The sequence below is a fragment of the Streptococcus sp. HF-2466 genome (assembly GCF_015594645.1).
GTDB lineage: Bacteria > Bacillota > Bacilli > Lactobacillales > Streptococcaceae > Streptococcus > Streptococcus anginosus.
The window spans coordinates 312,908-330,881 of sequence record NZ_JADNQU010000001.1; the positions used below are offsets into that span (position 1 = coordinate 312,908).

20 protein-coding genes and 1 other annotated feature are annotated in these 17,974 nt (G+C 39.9%); of the genes, 3 read left to right on the forward strand and 17 right to left on the reverse strand.

Features of this window, described 5'->3' with window-relative positions:
* Positions 1-44: 44 nt before the first annotated feature.
* The 7 genes from IYQ91_RS01585 to IYQ91_RS01615 all read right to left on the reverse strand — a co-directional run bounded on the left by IYQ91_RS01585 (position 45) and on the right by IYQ91_RS01615 (position 4,639).
* On the reverse strand, positions 45-1,409 hold the full coding sequence (locus tag IYQ91_RS01585; RefSeq protein WP_195672869.1) for a polysaccharide deacetylase family protein: 1,365 nt from the start codon (positions 1,407-1,409) through the stop codon (positions 45-47).
* A gap of 101 nt (positions 1,410-1,510) precedes the next feature.
* Complete coding sequence (locus tag IYQ91_RS01590) at positions 1,511-1,897, reverse strand: VOC family protein (RefSeq protein WP_195672870.1); 387 nt, start codon at positions 1,895-1,897, stop codon at positions 1,511-1,513.
* Positions 1,898-2,160: 263 nt separating this feature from the next.
* Positions 2,161-2,520 (reverse strand): 50S ribosomal protein L20, encoded by a 360-nt coding sequence (gene rplT, locus IYQ91_RS01595; protein ID WP_000124834.1) that lies wholly within the window; start codon positions 2,518-2,520, stop codon positions 2,161-2,163.
* Positions 2,521-2,566: 46 nt separating this feature from the next.
* Positions 2,567-2,767, reverse strand: coding sequence for a 50S ribosomal protein L35 (rpmI, locus tag IYQ91_RS01600; protein WP_003025048.1), 201 nt, complete (start codon positions 2,765-2,767; stop codon positions 2,567-2,569).
* A 33-nt stretch (positions 2,768-2,800) separates the two neighbouring features.
* Entirely contained in the window at positions 2,801-3,331 is a 531-nt protein-coding gene (gene infC / locus IYQ91_RS01605; protein WP_195672871.1) for a translation initiation factor IF-3, read from the reverse strand.
* Positions 3,332-3,346: 15 nt separating this feature from the next.
* Positions 3,347-3,476 (reverse strand) — a sequence feature (ribosomal protein L20 leader region).
* A gap of 26 nt (positions 3,477-3,502) precedes the next feature.
* Positions 3,503-4,180: a (d)CMP kinase gene (gene cmk / locus IYQ91_RS01610; protein WP_022527073.1), complete on the reverse strand. Its 678-nt coding sequence runs from the start codon at positions 4,178-4,180 to the stop codon at positions 3,503-3,505.
* A 9-nt stretch (positions 4,181-4,189) separates the two neighbouring features.
* The gene (locus IYQ91_RS01615) at positions 4,190-4,639 is read right to left on the reverse strand and encodes an SAG1386/EF1546 family surface-associated protein (RefSeq protein ID WP_003032880.1); all 450 of its coding nucleotides are present in this window, start codon (positions 4,637-4,639) and stop codon (positions 4,190-4,192) included.
* A 45-nt stretch (positions 4,640-4,684) separates the two neighbouring features.
* Here IYQ91_RS01615 and IYQ91_RS01620 point away from each other — a divergent pair, with 45 nt between their 5' ends.
* The gene (locus IYQ91_RS01620) at positions 4,685-4,882 is read left to right on the forward strand and encodes a ferredoxin (RefSeq protein WP_003032851.1); all 198 of its coding nucleotides are present in this window, start codon (positions 4,685-4,687) and stop codon (positions 4,880-4,882) included.
* Here the strand turns inward: IYQ91_RS01620 and IYQ91_RS01625 are convergent.
* From IYQ91_RS01625 to cdaA, 6 genes are all read right to left on the reverse strand, one after another.
* The gene (locus tag IYQ91_RS01625) at positions 4,869-5,363 is read right to left on the reverse strand and encodes an EbsA family protein (RefSeq protein ID WP_057489621.1); all 495 of its coding nucleotides are present in this window, start codon (positions 5,361-5,363) and stop codon (positions 4,869-4,871) included. The genes IYQ91_RS01620 and IYQ91_RS01625 overlap by 14 nt on opposite strands.
* A gap of 215 nt (positions 5,364-5,578) precedes the next feature.
* The gene (locus IYQ91_RS01630) at positions 5,579-6,691 is read right to left on the reverse strand and encodes a glycerate kinase (protein ID WP_195672872.1); all 1,113 of its coding nucleotides are present in this window, start codon (positions 6,689-6,691) and stop codon (positions 5,579-5,581) included.
* A 3-nt stretch (positions 6,692-6,694) separates the two neighbouring features.
* Positions 6,695-7,345: a phosphoserine phosphatase SerB gene (gene serB, locus IYQ91_RS01635; RefSeq protein ID WP_195672873.1), complete on the reverse strand. Its 651-nt coding sequence runs from the start codon at positions 7,343-7,345 to the stop codon at positions 6,695-6,697.
* A 108-nt stretch (positions 7,346-7,453) separates the two neighbouring features.
* Positions 7,454-8,806 carry a phosphoglucosamine mutase gene (gene glmM / locus IYQ91_RS01640; protein ID WP_195672874.1) on the reverse strand — a complete coding sequence of 451 codons (1,353 nt, stop codon included), beginning with the start codon at positions 8,804-8,806 and terminating at the stop codon, positions 7,454-7,456.
* A 24-nt stretch (positions 8,807-8,830) separates the two neighbouring features.
* Positions 8,831-9,559 (reverse strand): YbbR-like domain-containing protein, encoded by a 729-nt coding sequence (locus IYQ91_RS01645; protein ID WP_195672875.1) that lies wholly within the window; start codon positions 9,557-9,559, stop codon positions 8,831-8,833.
* The gene (gene cdaA, locus IYQ91_RS01650) at positions 9,546-10,403 is read right to left on the reverse strand and encodes a diadenylate cyclase CdaA (RefSeq protein ID WP_049508177.1); all 858 of its coding nucleotides are present in this window, start codon (positions 10,401-10,403) and stop codon (positions 9,546-9,548) included. The genes IYQ91_RS01645 and cdaA overlap by 14 nt, the downstream gene beginning before the upstream one ends.
* A 107-nt stretch (positions 10,404-10,510) precedes the next feature.
* Between cdaA and murT the strand changes: the two genes are divergently transcribed.
* Both murT and gatD read left to right on the forward strand, forming a co-directional pair.
* Positions 10,511-11,854 (forward strand): lipid II isoglutaminyl synthase subunit MurT, encoded by a 1,344-nt coding sequence (gene murT, locus IYQ91_RS01655; RefSeq protein ID WP_195672876.1) that lies wholly within the window; start codon positions 10,511-10,513, stop codon positions 11,852-11,854.
* A complete protein-coding gene (gatD, locus tag IYQ91_RS01660) occupies positions 11,854-12,639 on the forward strand; it encodes a lipid II isoglutaminyl synthase subunit GatD (protein WP_195672877.1) in 786 nt (261 codons plus the stop codon). Before murT ends, gatD begins: the two co-directional genes overlap by 1 nt.
* Positions 12,640-12,838: 199 nt before the next feature.
* Here the strand turns inward: gatD and IYQ91_RS01665 are convergent, their stop codons facing one another.
* The 4 genes from IYQ91_RS01665 to IYQ91_RS01680 all read right to left on the reverse strand — a co-directional run bounded on the left by IYQ91_RS01665 (position 12,839) and on the right by IYQ91_RS01680 (position 17,973).
* Entirely contained in the window at positions 12,839-14,029 is a 1,191-nt protein-coding gene (locus tag IYQ91_RS01665) for an MFS transporter (protein WP_195672878.1), read from the reverse strand.
* 90 nt (positions 14,030-14,119) lie between these two features.
* Positions 14,120-14,989 (reverse strand): helix-turn-helix domain-containing protein, encoded by an 870-nt coding sequence (locus IYQ91_RS01670; protein WP_195672879.1) that lies wholly within the window; start codon positions 14,987-14,989, stop codon positions 14,120-14,122.
* Positions 14,990-15,634: 645 nt separating this feature from the next.
* Positions 15,635-17,533: an ABC-F family ATP-binding cassette domain-containing protein gene (locus IYQ91_RS01675; protein WP_195672880.1), complete on the reverse strand. Its 1,899-nt coding sequence runs from the start codon at positions 17,531-17,533 to the stop codon at positions 15,635-15,637.
* Between the two features lie 74 nt (positions 17,534-17,607).
* Positions 17,608-17,973 carry a hypothetical protein gene (locus IYQ91_RS01680; RefSeq protein WP_195672881.1) on the reverse strand — a complete coding sequence of 122 codons (366 nt, stop codon included), beginning with the start codon at positions 17,971-17,973 and terminating at the stop codon, positions 17,608-17,610.
* Between the last annotated feature and the right edge of the window lies 1 nt (position 17,974).

Here is a 17,974-nt window from a genome sequence, read left to right on the forward strand (position 1 = left end):
TAGAAAAAGGATAGGAAGCAATCATTTCTATCCTTTTTTTCTATCTAATTTGCACCGTAATACAGCCGATGTCCTTCCAATTGATGATTCAGAAGTTCACTAACTGTAACCAAAGTGTACCCATTCTTTTGCAAATATTCAATCACACTCGGCAAGGCATTAATGGTTGTTTGATGAATATCATGCATTAAAATGATTGATCCTGGACAAGTCTGCTTTTTCACTTGCTCCATGATAGACGCAGTGTTACGATTTTTCCAATCCAAGCTATCCACATTCCACATGATGAAAGACATGTCAATAGCATTTCGGATTGTATCGTTGATAGCTCCATAAGGCGGACGCATCATTTTTGGACTCTCTCCGATAACAGCCCGAAGTGCTGCTTGTGTATCCTCAATCTGTTTTTTTGCTTGCTCAAGAGCAAGAGTTGGTAATTGTGGATGACTCCAACTATGATTGCCAATCTCATGCCCCTCATCATGAACACGTTTGACAAGTTGCTCATTTCCAGCTATATTTTTCCCCAACATGAAAAAAGTTCCTTTGACATGGTATTTAGCTAAAATATCCAAAGCCTGCGGTGTCGTCGCTGCATTGGGACCATCGTCAAACGTCAAAGCTACTAATTTTTGCTGTTTTTTAGCCTGATAGGACTGATATGCTGCCAAATCCTCTTCCTTTAAATAATGCTCATCAATTACCTCATATAAGGCTGGTAAGGCGATTTCCACCTTTGAAACTCGCTCATTGTTTTTATAAAATAGATTGAGTTTTCCTTTTTCATAACTGAATGTCCATTGGGAGATATCTCTTGTTTGAAATGCTTGTAGAATCTTCTGTCCTTCTGTTTTATGAAGAGCGATGATTTTCTGCTGCATTTCTTCTAGCAATAACTTTTTGGCTTGCTCAACATTTTTAAAAAGTCGATTTAAGCTAAACAATTTATTGTCAGACAACATGTAAAGCGAGTCCAAAACCTCTTCTCTAGCCTTTCCAACTTTCGTAGTCAACACTGGATAAGAGATTCGCTTGATGTCAACTTGCTTTACTCCAGAAAAATTTGTCTCTGTAAAATGACTCACATAAAAAATAAGGTTATCGTATTGCGATGCTTGACTTTGTTTATCTGAAAATTTCTGAATATCGGCATTGATTTTCTCTTTAATAACACCAATATCTTGCTTACTCTCTGTTAATGGATAGTAAGACGTAATGAGCTGACTTCCTACACGTCCTGTCTGCTTTCGTACTGAACCATAATGATATTTTGTATCTGCCCTTTTCAGAACTTGTGAAATTTGTCGATTTAATTTTCTTTCTTGCAATAATTTTCTAATCCGAAAACTCCCAAAAATAATAATCATTAAAAAAGCGACATTTAGGACAATGAGAAGTATTTTTTTCACTACACTACCTTTCTACCTCGTCTCTTTCGTTTAAAAAAGACTTTACCTACTAAAAAAGGCTAAAATAATTTCAAGCCTTTCATTTTCAATTATTTACAAACTTATAAAGTTTTTTCTTGAATCACTTCAACTTTATAACCATCCGGATCCTTAATAAAGTAATAATTCGGCTTTGTTCCAGGAAGTCCATTTGGCTGTGTAACCTCATATCCTTTAGCAGTGTGTTCAGCGTGAAGCTGTAGCAAATCAGCCGTACTCAAAGCCACATGAGCAAAACCATCGCCAATCACATAAGGTCCGTGTCCATAATTATAAGTTAATTCCAACTCATAATCATCACCGTCAAGTCCCAAATAAACAATTGTAAATTGATGTTCTGGGAAGTCCTTGCGCCGTAATTCTTTAAATTCAAATGCATCTGCATAAAATGCAATAGATTTTTCTAGATTTTCCACTCGCAAGCAAGTATGCAACATTTTAGAAGCCATAGCATCCTCCTTTGCTTTTTTCCATTATATCCTAAATCACGAATTTTCTCCAGTTTTAGCTAAAAAAATAAGGAGTGAGATAGCATTTAGTTCCATCCCACTCCTGTAAAGTTGCTGAGTTTGAAAAACGAACAGTCTTGAGACTTGTTTCGCAAATTCTATCTTGCAACTTCAAAGCTATACTTTGAACAATCAACCACTGCATCGTTATTTTATGACACAGTATGATTTAAGGCTGAAAACATTCTCCCAGCCTATTTTCATTATTTACCTAATTTTGCTTTAGCTGCATCTGCAAGAGCTGTGAAAGCTGCTGCATCGTTGACAGCCAAGTCAGCCAGCATTTTACGGTTTACTTCAATTTCAGCCAATTTCAAACCGTGCATCAATTGTGAGTATGACAAACCATTCATACGAGCTGCCGCATTGATACGTGTAATCCACAATTTGCGGAAATCACGTTTCTTTTGACGACGGTCACGGTATGCATAGTAGTAAGAATTCATTACTTGTTCTTTTGCAGTACGGAACAAGATATGTTTTGCACCATAGTAACCTTTAGCTAATTTTAAAATACGTTTACGACGTTTGCGTGATACAACGCCACCTTTAACACGTGCCATTTATATTTCCTCCAATATTTCCTAGAATAATCTGCTACAAAATCTCTTATTTAAGACCTGTCAGCATTGCTTTGATACGTTTGAAATCTCCTGAATGCACCATTGCTGCTTTACGAAGATGACGACGTTGTTTTTTAGTTTTTCCGTGGAAACGGTGAGAAGTGTAAGCACGGAAACGTTTCAAGCCACCAGAACCTGTACGTTTGAAACGTTTAGCTGATGCGCGGTGTGTTTTTTGTTTTGGCATGATATTTTTCTCCTTTTTCTAACTTCTGACAAATTACTTTTTGTCAGGGATTGGTGCTAATTGCATGAACATTTGACGTCCATCCATTTTAGCTCTTTGTTCAATAATCGCAATGTCTTGCGTTGCTTGAGCAAAGTCGGCTAATACTTTAGCTCCGATTTCTTTGTGAGTAATCATCCGCCCTTTAAAGCGAATAGAAATCTTCACTTTATTTCCTTTTTCAAGGAACTTGCGTGCGTTGCGAAGTTTTGTATCAAAGTCACCTTTGTCAATCGTTGGACTGAGACGAACTTCTTTCACGGTAACAACACTTTGCTTTTTGCGTTGTTCTTTTTGTTTTTTCTGATACTCAAATTTGAACTTTCCGTAGTCCATAATTTTCGCAACAGGCGGTTTAGCTTGTGGTTGAATTAGAACAAGGTCCACATTTGCATCGTCAGCAATTGCTTGTGCTTCGCTAAGTGGTTTAATGCCCAATTGCTCACCATCAAGACCGATCAAACGAACTTCACGCACACGAATTTCATCATTGATGAATAAGTCTTGTTTTGCTATGGTTTTCACCTCTTTTTTATTTTTAGAGAAAAACAAGAGCGGACTTGCTAACGCAAGCCCGCACTACATGATAGTATTTCATCTCTGAAACTTAATCCGTAGAGCCAGACAACGTTAGTCGCAAGGCGAGAAGCTCTCACTTCTGCTTTTCTCAACTTTTATATAATATCAAGTTTCAGATTATTTGTCAAGGATTTTTTTAGCTTTTTCTTCGATAAAAGCCACAACTTCAGCAATTCCGATACCCGTTGTATCAAAATGAATGGCATCAACTGCTGGTTTTAAAGGAGAAACCGCTCGGTGACTGTCTTTATAGTCCCGCTCTGCAATTTCTTTTTTCAAAGTTTCCAAGTCCGTCGGAATGCCTTTTTCAAGATTTTCTTTATAACGGCGCTCAGCTCTTTCGTCAACTGAGGCTACGAGAAAAATTTTTAATTCCGCATGAGGTAGCACAACCGTTCCAATGTCACGGCCGTCCATGACAATACCACCTTGAGCTGCAATTTCTCGCTGTAAATCCACCAACTTTTCTCGTACTTCTGGAATTGCAGATACCCAAGAGACATTGTTGGTCACTTCGTTTTCACGAATCGGATGCGTCACATCTACATCTCCAACAAAAACAAGCTGCTCCCCATTTTTATCACGCCCAAAACTAACTGGATAAGTGTCTAATAATGCGACAATTTCAGACCACTTTTCTGCCGATAAATCATTCTTTAAAGCTAAGTAAGTCGCCGCACGATACATAGCGCCTGTATCCAAGTAAGTGTAGTCGAAATCTTTCGCAATAATCTTAGCAACCGTTGACTTTCCGCTTGAAGCCGGACCATCAATGGCAATTTGAATTTGTTTCATTCTACACTCCTATCGAATTTTCACCACATCACCTGGATTGGCATACCAAGCACCCGTTGTCATATGAGAAGGATTTAAACGCTCCAATTCAGCAATCGAAATCCCTGCACGCGCAGCAATGGCCGCCTCCCCTTCTCCAGCTTGAACAGTAAGCGTTCCTTCAGATGATTGCGTTTGACTGCTATCACTTGTTGCCTTAGAAGACTCTGGAACACTAGAACTTTCACTTGGTTTGCTGGTAGCCTTAGTATTATAAAAGCCCTGTGTTGCTGCTTTTTTGCTGCTTCCGCCAGTTGATAAATAAATCATCATACCTACAATGGTAATCACCATGATGAAAAAAATAACCGCTAAAATTGTCAACACACGATTGGCCACTACATCGCTCGTTTTTTTACTTCTCGTCAATTCTTTTTCTCCCTTGTCGTAAATATCTTCTTCCCATGGTTCCTTTGCCATGACTTCCTCCTTGTATTTTTTCAAAATTCCGATTACAATATGAGTATGAAAGTTACACTCATTCCTGAACGATGCATTGCCTGCGGGCTTTGCCAAACTTATTCTGAACTATTTGATTATCATGACAATGGCATTGTTAAATTTCATCAAGAAGATGAACTTCTGGAAAAAGAAATTCCTGAAACACCTGATGTTATTGAAGCTATCAAAAACTGTCCTACAAAAGCTCTTAAGAAAGAGTAGTTTTTTTAGGATGAGCATAATAGGTTTCAAAATAGTCTACGTGGGTGAAGTTGTCCATTAGTTCAACTTCACCTTTAAAATGGTCATTCAAAGCCAAAGCATTTACAAAATACTTCTTAGGCCACTTACGCATACAAAACGTACGGCCTTTTTCTTTGCCATCAAATAAAAGAGTAATAGAAGTTTTTGTCACTTCTACTTTACGAATTGTTGAAATTTCAATCTTCGAAGGTGTAAATGGATTTGCCGTAGTAATTCTTAAAATCCCGTTGTCATATATCGTAAAATATCTATGTACACCAATCCCCAATAATACCATGAACAAAAAGAAAGAGAAAAGAACTAAAAACGGAACTTCTGAACTCTCAAATAAAAATGCAAAACCTATAAAAATCGGAATGACCGATAAAGACCAATAAATGATTAGAAGAGAAAGATCTGGTTGCCAATGATAGCGCAACTGACCAAATATCTTTATCATGTCTACACCCCCTCTTATATAGTTTATCATAAAAAAAAGAAAAATGGGAGTGAGATTGGACAACAAAAGAAAAAATTAAGGAAGTGAAAGAATACTAGCTCTAATCCCTTATTAAATTAGTCGAAAATGGCAGATGTGATAGAGATAATCGCCTCAACGAAAATGCAAATAGGTCAAATTCCACTTTCTCAAGATTCAGCCGATAGAGTTAAATCTTATATTTTCATTTTTAATAGATTTCCAATATTTTGAGCTGTTCGGATGAGATTTTCTTCTGCCTTGGCTAGAATAATAGCTAGAGGTTCGACTTGAGAAATGATTGGGAAAGCAGCTTGAATGTTTTCTACTGGAAAAGCAGGTAAGTCATCACTTAGGCTCCCACAAATAGCGATAACGGGGACATTCCTTGGTGTTCTTCTTGCCACTCCAATCGGGGCTTTGCCTGCCAAACTTTGTTGATCCATTCGTCCTTCACCCACGATGACTAAATCAGCCCTTTTGACACGATTATCAAAATCAAGCAAGTTAAGACAAGTATCAATTCCTGAAACAATTTTTCCATGCGCAAATGTCACCAGACCAGCCGCCATACCTCCTCCGGCACCTGCACCAGCTAGCGAAAAAATTGTTGGATTAGCCTGTTTATAAAAAGTCACCATTGCCTGATCCACTTGAGAAAATAGCAGAGCGGGCAAACCTTTTTGCCCTCCAAAGACGTACGTGGCGCCATTTTCACCACAGAGAGGATTTGTGACATCTGTCAAAATCTGAATGTCCAGATTTTCCAAAATTGCAGGAACATTATCAGCTGAAATGCGAGCCACACGACCTAAAGACGCACCTTTTGCTTGAAGCAAATGATTGTCTTTATCAAAAAATTCATAACCCAGCCCAGCTGCCATTCCAATTCCACCATCATTGGTAGCAGAGCCCCCTACGCCAATATAAATTTGCCGCACACCTTCCTTGGCTAGATACAAAATTAACTCTCCCAGTCCTCTGGTATCAAGGGTCAGAGGATTTCTTTTTTCTGGCGAAATAGAGGCTAAACCAACCAAATCAGCCATTTCAAAGAGCGCGATATCACCTTTTCGAGCATATTTCATCGAAACAGGTTCTCCGAAAGGTCCAGTTACGATGTGAGTATAAGTGTCTAACTGCAAGGCTGCAATCAAAGCTGCCATTGTTCCCTCACCACCATCTCCAATGGGTAGCAAGTCAAATGTTGCTTCAGGGAGTGCCTTGGAAAATCCTGCTTTTATAGCCCCTGCAACACTTTGGGCTGATAAACTTTCTTTAAAAGAATCCGGTACAATTAAAATATGCATGGCTTAGTCCTCACTTTCTATCCCCTCTAAAAGTTTTACAACCTGATACAAGTCCGTTTGATTGATTTGATACGGCGCTTGTTCTCTCACAAGAGGCTTGGCGTTAAAAGCAATCCCGATTCCTGCCGTCAATATCATCGGGAGGTCATTGGCACCGTCTCCTACAGCAATAGTTTGAGCCAGAGTCAAGTTATTTTCCTCCGCCCATTGTCTTAGTATTGCTTTTTTGACTTCTTTTGTGACAATTGTTCCTAAAACTTTGCCGGTTAGCTTACCATCTTTCACTTCTAAACGATTAGCTTTTACATAATCTACGTTCAATTTCGTGGCTAATTCGTCTACCATTTCATGAAATCCGCCTGATACAATGCCAACCTTGTATCCACGCTGATGCATTTCCTCTATCAACTCTTGAGCACCTTTGCTAAAATGAATTTGCTTAAAAACTCGTTTAAAAATTGTTTTAGGAAGTCCTTTGAGCAAGGCCACGCGTTCTATCAAAGCTGTCTCAAAATCATATTTCCCTTGCATAGCCCGTTCTGTAATGGATGCGACTTGCTCACCAACTCCTGCTGCAGCACCTAGCAAATCGATTCCTTCTTCTCTAATCAAGGTACTGTCTACATCCAGTACCAATAATCCTCTTGTTTTCACATCATCACCTCATATATTGCTTGTATTATATAAAAAATTGATTGACAAAACAAGTTACAATAGAAAGAAAAAAGCCTTGTTTGCTGTACAAACAAGAGCTTCTTTACTTTATTCAATACCGATTTCAGCGCGCACAATATCTGCAATTGTATCGACGTAGTAATCTACTTCCTCATGGCTTGGTGCTTCTGCCATGACCCGTAAAAGTGGCTCTGTTCCGCTTGGACGAACAAGAATGCGACCATTGCCAGCCATTTCTTCTTCCATTTTTTCAATCACAGCTTTAATAGCAGGAACTTCCATGGCCTTGTGCTTCATGCTGTTTTCAACACGAATATTGACCAATTTTTGTGGATAAATCGTTACTTCCGACGCTAATTCAGACAAAGGTTTACCTGTTTCTTTCATTACTTTTGTCAATTGAACAGCTGTCAACTGACCGTCACCCGTCGTATTATAATCCATGATAATGACATGACCGGATTGCTCACCGCCCAGATTGTAACCAGATTTGCGCATTTCTTCTACAACATAGCGGTCACCAACAGCTGTAATCACCTTGTTAATGCCTTCACGATCCAAAGCTTTATGGAAACCAAGATTTGACATAACAGTTGTTACAATTGTATTTTGAGCAAGCAAACCTTTTTCAGAGAGGTATTTTCCGATGATATACATAACTTTATCGCCATCGACAATCTCACCATTCTCATCAACTGCAATCAAGCGATCGCTATCGCCGTCAAATGCCAGACCAAGTGCTGAACCTGATTCACGGACTGTTTCTTGCAATTTTTCAGGATGTGTAGAGCCAACATTCAAGTTGATATTTAGCCCATCTGGATTTTCCCCGATGACCGTCAATCTAGCTCCCAAATCCGCAAATACCTGACGAGCACTCGTTGAAGCAGCACCATTTGCTGTATCAAGGGCAACTTTCATTCCCTCTAAATCAAGACCAGTGGACACGAGATATTGTTGATATTTGCGCAACCCTTCTGGATAATCCATAAGAGTTCCTAAACCTTCCGCACTTGGACGCGGTAAATCGTCTTCCTTGGCATCAAGAAGAGCTTCAATTTCCAATTCACGCTCATCGTCCAATTTATAGCCATCGCCACCAAAGAATTTAATACCGTTGTCAAGCGCTGGATTGTGGCTAGCTGAAATCATGACACCAGCACTTGCTCTCTCAGATTTCACCAGATAAGCAACGCCTGGTGTGGCAATAACTCCGAGCTTATAAACACGAATCCCAACAGACAGAAGTCCAGCTACTAAAGCACTTTCCAGCATTTCTCCTGAAATACGTGTGTCACGTCCTACAAAGACACGGGGTACATCTTTCTCATGCTGGCTTAATACATAACCACCAAAACGCCCTAATTTAAAAGCTAACTCTGGTGTTAACTCCACATTTGCTTCTCCACGAACTCCGTCCGTTCCGAAATATTTTCCCATTTTTATAAAATCCTTTCAATACTTTTATTTGGATGAGCTCGTCGAACTCGAAGACGAACTTGATGATTTAACAGTAATTTTTATGGTTGTCTCATAAGGAGTAATCACACTTGGCAAAACTGTGCCATTTGCATCAACTGCCTGTAGTGGGGCATTTCCTGAATAGTTAGCTGATATTTTTTCACTAGTTGGCACTACCGCTTCTACATGATCGACCTTAGCCAGCGTATCTTCGTCACTTGTAACAGTTACCTTATTGTCACCAACCGTCACGCGATCAACCATCAACCCATCTGCTAACTGGGCTGAACTGATAGTTGTTTTCACTTCAACTGTCTTGCTTGCTTTCTTGCCAACTTTCACTGTAATCTTAGCTGGTGTGACAGTCGCAGTCAACCCACTTGGTAAATTTTTAATCGCCAAAGGTACTTCTCTCGTTCCTTCTGTAGCTTTTGTCAAATCCGCCACAACTTTAAACTTTCGTGTACTTTCTTGCATTTCACTAGCAAGAGTCACACGATTAGAGCCTGTCAACACTACTGACACTTCAGATGCAAACCCACTGATAAAATATTTTTCACTATTGTATTTAATATCAATTGGTACACTAGGCAAGGTGTTGGTATAGGTTTCAGAAGTTGTTTGTCTAGCATTTGAATTATTTTGGTAATTTGTAGTGGTGGCGTAAATAAATAAAACACCCGCAAAAAAGATGGAAGAAATGATGTACCAAATCTGTTTACGATTTTTCATGTTTCCAACCTCCTAGCACACGATTTCTAAATGGTGATTTTGGTTGTTCATCTGAGATCAGCACTTTCCGCAATTCTGCTTCAAATTCCTCTAATGTCAAATTATGCTTGAAAACTCCATTATGTGTAATTGAAATCCCTCCAGTTTCCTCCGATACTACAAAAGTAAGGGCATCGGACACTTCTGACAGACCGATTGCCGCGCGGTGACGTGTTCCAAATTCCTTAGAAATACCTGTGTTTTCTGTGAGCGGAAGATAAGCGCAAGAAACGGCTATTTTATTGTCTCTTACAATGACAGCTCCGTCATGCAGCGGTGTATTGGGAATGAAGATATTGATTAACAACTCACCAGATACATCAGCGTCCAACGGAATCCCTGTTGCAATGTATTCTTGCAAGGTTCTGCTACCTTGGATAGCAACGAGAGCCCCAATTTTCCGCGGACTCATATAATCCACTGCTTTGACAAATGCCTGCACCATTCTTTCTTCTGAGCTAATGGGTGCTGTCGAAAACAAATTGGTAGCACGCCCCAGCCTTTCCAGACCTGTACGAATCTCAGGTGTAAAAATCACAACTGCCGCAATAACCCCATAGGTGATAACTTGGTTAATCAACCAAGAAACCGTTGTTAAACCAATGGCATTGGCAAGAATCTGAGCCAGCACAAAGATTAAAACCCCTCGAACGAGAATCATAATTTTAGTACCAGCGATTGCTTTTGTAAAATAAAATAAAATCCAAGCAACCAGTGCAATATCGATAATATTGGTAACAATACTCCAAGGGCTAGAAAATAAACTAGACCAATATTGGAGATTGGACAATTGCTGAAAATTCATTTTCAGTGTCCTCTCTTTCTCAACCTAAAAACATTCTTAATTATTATATCACTTTTCAAGATATTTTTCTGTAACCTTCTTTACTTTTTTATGATAAAATATTTCTTATGAAGATAAATACTATGTTGGGTACTCTTGCAGGGAAGTCCTCCCATTTTGTTTTAAGTAAACTGGGACGTGGTTCAACTCTGCCTGGAAAACTTGCCCTGAAATTTGACAACGACATTTTAAATACACTAGCACGTGATTACGAAGTAGTGGTGATTACAGGGACAAACGGGAAAACCTTGACTACTGCTCTGACAGTTGGAATCCTCAAAGAGGCTTTTGACGAAGTAGTGACCAATCCCAGCGGAGCCAATATGATTAGCGGCATTACAACCACTTTCCTAACCGCAAAAAAAGGAAAATCTGGCAAGAATATCGCTGTACTGGAAATTGATGAAGCTAGTCTTTCACGCATTTGCGACTACATTAAACCGAGCCTTTTTGTCTTTACCAATATTTTCCGCGACCAAATGGATCGTTACGGGGAGATTTACACGACCTACCAAATGATTTTGGATGCTGCTCAAAAGGTTCCTACGGCAACCGTCTTGCTAAATGGAGACAGTCCGCTGTTTAACTCTGTTACTCTCAAAAATCCGGTTCAATATTATGGTTTTGATACAGAAAAAGGAGAGCCAAAACTAGCTCATTACAATACGGAGGGTATTCTCTGTCCTAAATGTCAGCACATTCTAAAATACAAGCTCAACACTTATGCCAATCTAGGCGATTATATTTGTGAGCACTGTGGCTTTAGGCGCCCTGAATTAGACTACAAACTAACCCAATTGACCAGTCTTCGTCACAACAGTTCGGATTTTGTCATTGACGGTCAAAGCTATCACATTAACATCGGTGGTCTCTACAATATCTACAATGCTTTAGCTGCCGTTTCCGTTGCTCAATTCTTTGGAGTTGAGCCAACTACTATCAAGACTGGTTTTGACAAGAGCAGAGCTGTTTTCGGACGTCAGGAAACTTTCAAGATTGGCGACAAGGAGTGTACGCTAGTTCTCATTAAAAATCCTGTTGGAGCCACGCAAGCTCTAGAAATGATTAAACTAGCTCCTTATCCATTTAGCTTGTCCGTTTTGCTCAATGCTAATTATGCGGACGGTATCGATACGAGCTGGATCTGGGATGCAGATTTTGAGCAGGTTTTAAACATGGATATCCCGCATATGATTGCTGGCGGGGTTCGTCATTCTGAGATTGCCCGACGCTTGCGGGTGACTGGCTATAATGCTGAACAAATCAGTGAAGTAGCTGATTTAAGCCGGGTCTTTGAAAAAATTAAAAACCAAGAAACCAAGCATGCCTATATCCTAGCTACTTACACCGCCATGCTAGAGTTTCGCGAATTGCTGGCTTCTCATCAAGTCGTCAGAAAGGAGATGAACTAATGGTTTATACATCACTAACTTCTCCTGAAAATCGGGATTATACTTATGATTTGAAGATTGCTCATCTCTATGGCAATCTCATGAATACCTACGGTGACAATGGCAATATTCTCATGCTCAAATATGTAGCTGAAAAGTTAGGCGCTCGCGTTCAAGTTGATATTGTCTCACTTGAAGATGAGTTTGATAAAGATTACTATGATTTGGCGTTTTTCGGCGGAGGGCAAGACTACGAGCAGACCATTGTGGCACGAGATCTGCCTGCAAAAAAAGATAGTTTGGAAGAATTTATCCATCATGACGGCGTGGTGCTAGCTATTTGTGGTGGCTTTCAGCTTCTAGGTCAATATTACATTGAAGCTTCTGGTCGGCGGATTGAGGGACTTGGAATTATGGGACATTACACTCTCAATCAAAAAAATAATCGCTATATCGGCGACATCAAGATTCATAATGATGAATTTGACGAAACCTATTATGGTTTTGAAAATCACCAAGGACGGACATTTCTATCTGAAGACGAAAAACCGCTCGGCAGAATTATTTATGGGAATGGAAACAACAAGGAAGACCAAAGCGAAGGCGTGCACTACAAGAATGTCTTTGGCTCTTACTTCCACGGTCCTATCCTATCCCGCAATGCCAATCTAGCTTACCGCCTAGTGACAACCGCCCTGAAGAATAAATATGGCCAAGATACTCCACTCGCCAACTACGAGGACATTCTAGCGCAAGAAGTCCCCGAAGAATACGGCGACGTCAAGAGCAAGGCAGAGTTTGAATAGGGGTATAAAATGAGAGTGGGGATGTAAAAGTTGATTTATCAACGCATTAGAGTCCACTCAGCAGTGTTTGATTGGCACTAAAGTGCCTAATCAATTGTGCATTGGAAACTCTACATTGACTAAAGTCAATAGAGCTTCTCCAAACTACTACGTCTTATCATTCTGACTATATAAGCAAAGGAAGCTGAGCACTTTTGTCTCAGCTTCCTTTTGTTTGCAATGATTTTTGATAAAAAATTGAGAAAACAGCCAGACTCATCACTCCAATGCCAATGACAATAAAAGAAAACAGGTGTACGCTTGGAATCAATGTCACAATTGCTGTTGCAAGCGGCATAAAAAGAATAGCCAGTGTAAAAATAGCAGAGAATACTCGACCTAAATACTGATTGTCAACCTTGGTTTGCACCTGGCTGAAAAAATGAATGTTAAAAACTGTCATGAATAACTCACAAAGAAAATTACCGCCATAAGCTAGATAAGCAGGAACAGGAAAAATAGCAGAACTCCCTATTATTACAACTCCTAAACCTGTCAGACAAAGGGTGGTTAGCAAATTCTCCATAGTATCCTTAATCTTACTTGCCAAGAGTGCTCCAATGATAGAGCCGATAGCTCCCATTGTCAGAATGGTCGCATAAGCTCCTTTTTGCTGAAAAAGCTGATTAGTGAAAGGTAGGAGGTAGTTAAAAGCTGCAAAGAAAAAATTAACGCTAGATGCTACTACGAGTAGAAAGAAGATTTCCTTTTGTTGTCGAATATAAAGCACTCCTTCTCGCATATCTTCCAAAATTGCTCTTACTGTCAGCCTACCAGTTGATTTCATTTCTGGTTCTTTGTTAGGTAGGAAATAAACCAAAATAAAGGCGAGGAAAAAACTCAGTGCATCTAAAAGCAAAGTAATCCGCAGATTGGCATAGTTCATGACTAAGAAAGAGAGGACAGGAGCTGACACACTGATTAACTGCAAAACCACCTCCAAATGAGAATTGTAAGCTACGATTTCCTCTTTATTTACAATCTCGGTGATATAGGATTTGTTTGCTGGTCGTGAGAAAGAAAAAGCAATAGCTTGTACCACATTGGCGAAAATGAGAGCTCCAATCATCAACTGTTTATGAGTAATAAAGGAAATTCCTAAACACAGGAGAGAACAAATCAAGTCAGTTGTCATTAAGACTTTTCGTTTAGAAAAACGATCGGTGATAACACCGCCGAAAGGATTGAATAAAATAGCTGTTATTAAATCGGACAATTGGTAAATTCCTAAAACGGTCTGACCTATAACTCCTAACGACGCTAGCCAAATACTGTTTCCATAATCATAGAGCATATTGCCAATCTTGTTGATAGCTCCGCGTGCAATGAGTTGTACCGCTTGTTTGTTCATAAAGAAACCTCCAAATTCTTTTTTTATATTTTAACAAATAAAAAAAGAAAGGCACTATTTTTCCCGTATTTGGGAAAAGTGTCTCTCTTTTTATATTTTTGGTGTAATAAATTTCTGGTAATGTTCTTGATAATAATCAACTTGTTCGGGTAATTCTAAGGTCTCAAAAATCTGAATAGCTTCTTTCATTTTTGCAATACCTTGCTCCTGCTGACCTTTTTGATATGCTTCAAAGCCCTTGACATAGAGAAAAATTGTCCGCTCGTAAAGCTTAATTTCTTTATCTAAAATTTTAGCAACTGCGTTCTTGAAATACGTTGCTTTCTCAAAATCCTTTCCCTCTAAGCAATGCAGGTAAAAATTCAGAGCCAAAATCAAAACCAACCGACGATGCTTGTTGATATTTTCATAAAAATATTCACGCTCTAAAACTTCCTTACCCATCCGATAAACATAGTCCACCTCATAGAACGAATAAAGATTTCCGATTAAAATCAGCTCATACATTCCCCAATTTTCTCTCTGAAAAAGGTAATCCGCCACACGCTCTAGGTCAGTCGGTTTCATCTCATAACGATTATCTCGCTGACAAATTAGTCCTTGTACCAAGATAATATTGAGCTCATGAATGAGGCTATCCTGTCGCTGTCTAGCTTTTTCTCTCTCCTGATGCTGCAACTTCTGAAAACCTTCAATATCTTTAGCATAATAGAGCGGGACAATGTGGGACATAAATTCAACAATTTCAGCTCGTTGGTAGTTTCTAGCTGCATCCATAAAATTTTCCACACTGACCTGAATATTATCCAGAACCGCTAAGAACTTATCCACTGTTAGCTCAGACTCTCCTCGTTCAAAACGGGACAGCTGAGAAGTTGATACCTGATTCCCCGCTGCCTGAGCAAGAGAATAATTACCATTCAAGCGAAAATCACGAAACACCTTGCCTAAAGCTTCCATTTCTTCAATATTAACTCCTTTCACAATTTTTAGTCTTTTCAGATATTACATTAAAGCTGTACTACTTCAAATCTAGTATTTGAACCTCTAGGTCAACAGGCATTTCATCTGCTCTTCTACAAAGATTGCTACTTCTATATATCGCCCTCAAAAGACTGGGGACTACTGATAAAGCAAGTAAATGGAACACTTCCCCTGACTTTCCCCGTCAATCAAATTCTTTCTTCGCCCTAAAAGTTCCTTCATTCAAACGGGCGAGCAAAATAACCTTACTAGAAAAAAAGGGATATGGGTAATTCCGTCTCAAATGTTCGGATTTTACTTTCGGACACGTCTTTTTTTGTCAAAATCTTCTTGTCCGAAAATCGGCCGACATTATTTTTTCAAAAAAGCTTTGTCCGAAACAAGAATGTTCGGAATTTGTTCCAAAAACTTCCTTTCGAAAACTGAACAAAGCCATTTCCCCCTAAAACTTCTCGTCCAAATGTGGAAAATGGCAAATTACTTAAAAGTTGCCTCATCCTTCATGAAGGACGAGGTTTTTTGCTCAAAAAACTCTCATCCCCGTTTGAAACGTTCGAGATTTAGTCTCAGGGAAGAATTTCTTCGCTTCGGATGAACTTTCTTGACTTAAAAATAGCTCGCTCACACCTGTTCTGCCACTTCTTCCCACTCCGTCATGGCTGCTTCCTGCTGTTCAGTCAGCTGGTCTAGCTTTTGCTGAAGCTCCATGAGTTCGCTTGCGTCATTGGTTTCCTGCATAGCTGTAGTCAACTCGGTCGTTTGCATCTCCAGCTCTTCAATTTCAGCTTCCAGCTGCTCCAAACGGCGAGCTAATTTTCGAGCTTCTTTCTGCGTTTCTTTCTGGAGTTGGTAGTTGGTGACTGGCTGAAGCTGAGCGAGTTCTGCCACGGAAGCTTTCTCCTCTCTCAAAGCTTCCAGCTCTGCTTTTTTCTCCAGATAATAGTCATAATCGCCCAGATAAAGAGTGGAGCCAGTATCAGAAAGCTCGATAATCTGCGTGGCAACTCGGTTGATAAAGTAGCGGTCATGACTGACAAAGAGCAGAGTGCCGTCAAAATCAATCAAGGCATTCTCCAGCACCTCTTTACTATCAATATCTAGGTGGTTGGTTGGCTCATCCAGCACCAGAAAATTCTTGTTTTCCATAGATAGCTTAGCCAGTAAAAGTCGCGCTCGTTCCCCACCTGACAGCATGCTGACAGACTTTTTGACATCATCGCCTGAAAAGAGAAAGGCACCCAGACGATTGCGAATTTCCACTTCTGGCGTTAGTTTAAAATCATTCCAAAGCTCGTCTAAGACTGAATTGCTCGGTGTCAATCGGCTTTGAGTCTGGTCATAGTAGCCCAGCTCCACATTTGCCCCCAGATGCTCCTGACCACGGATAAAAGGAATTTGTCCCACAATGGACTTGATAAGAGTTGTTTTGCCAATACCATTTGGTCCAACAATAGCTACTGCGTTAAATTTGCGAATATCCAGATTGATAGGCTCGGATAACACTTGGTTATCATAACCGATAGCCGCATCTTCTACAGTCAGAACGACATTTCCAGAAGGCTTAGCCGAGCGAAAGGTCATATTAGCAGAACGACTGCCTCTGTCTGGCTTGTCAAGACGCTCCATTTTTTCTAGCTGTTTGCGTCTGGATTGAGCGCGCTTGGTTGTAGATGCCCGAACTAGATTGCGATTAACAAAATCCTCCAAAGCAGCAATCTCCTTCTGCTGCTTTTCATAATTCTTGGCCTCTGTCAAGAGCTTCTGCTCCTTTTGCTGAACAAAGCTAGAATAATTTCCCACATAGCGATCCAACGAGTGCTGGGTCAAATCCAGCGTCACAGTGGCTACTTTGTCTAGGAAATAACGGTCGTGACTAACGATGATGAGAGCTCCGCTATAGTTGCTCAAGTAGTTTTCTAGCCAAGCAATCGTCTCTATATCTAAGTGGTTAGTTGGCTCATCGAGTACCAATAAATCTGGCTTTTCCAACAGCATTTTTGCTAAAGCCAGTCGAGTATTCTGCCCGCCCGAAAGCTCTTCTATCTTCATCTGCCACATAGACTCATCAAACTTGAAACCATTAAGAATCGCACGAATATCTGCCTCATAGGTAAAGCCGCCTGCCTGACGGAAATCCTCTGACAAGCGGTCATAATCTGTCATCAGTTTTTCCAGATCCGTCCCAGTCAAATCCCCCATAGACAGCTCCATCTGTCGCAATCGTTGCTCCTGCTGACGTAAATCATCAAAAACATGCAGCATTTCATCGTAAATGGTATTCTCCGACTCAAAGCGGCTGTCCTGAGCCAGATAGGACAGGGAAAGATCTCGTTTTTTATTGATTTGACCAGAAGTAGGCTCTTCCTCACCCACTAAAATCTTGAGCAGGGTTGACTTCCCAGCTCCATTTTTCCCGACTAAGGCAATTCTATCTCGTTCATCCACTTGCAGGTTGATATTATCAAAAAGAACCTCCCCTGCAAAAGAGCGTTCAATCTTATTTGCTTGTAAAATAATCATAACCCTATTATAGCAGATTCCTATCCTAACTGCTATCTTAGAAAACAAAAATGCGGTTCATTTTGACCGCATTTTCATTTAAAACTACTTAAAATTTCTTGATTTTGCATCACAAGGTAAACACCTAATAGAATAATCAAAGCAAAAAGCCCTAATTTGATGATTCCTTTTACAAAACGAATCACCCAAAGGATCATCATAGAACCAATCAACCACATCACGGCTGAATGATTGAAAAAGCCTTGAACTGCCTGACTGTTTTCGCCAAAAAAACTTTGGATAGGAGCTGGAATATGTTCTCGCCATGCAGCTGTCACTCCAATACGATTTGCGATATCAGAACCACTTTGCCAAAGCCAGGCAAAAATGCTGGAATTAAAGACAAACAAGAAAACTTGCTCTGAGAAACATCTGATGATTTTAAACATATTTCTTATCATT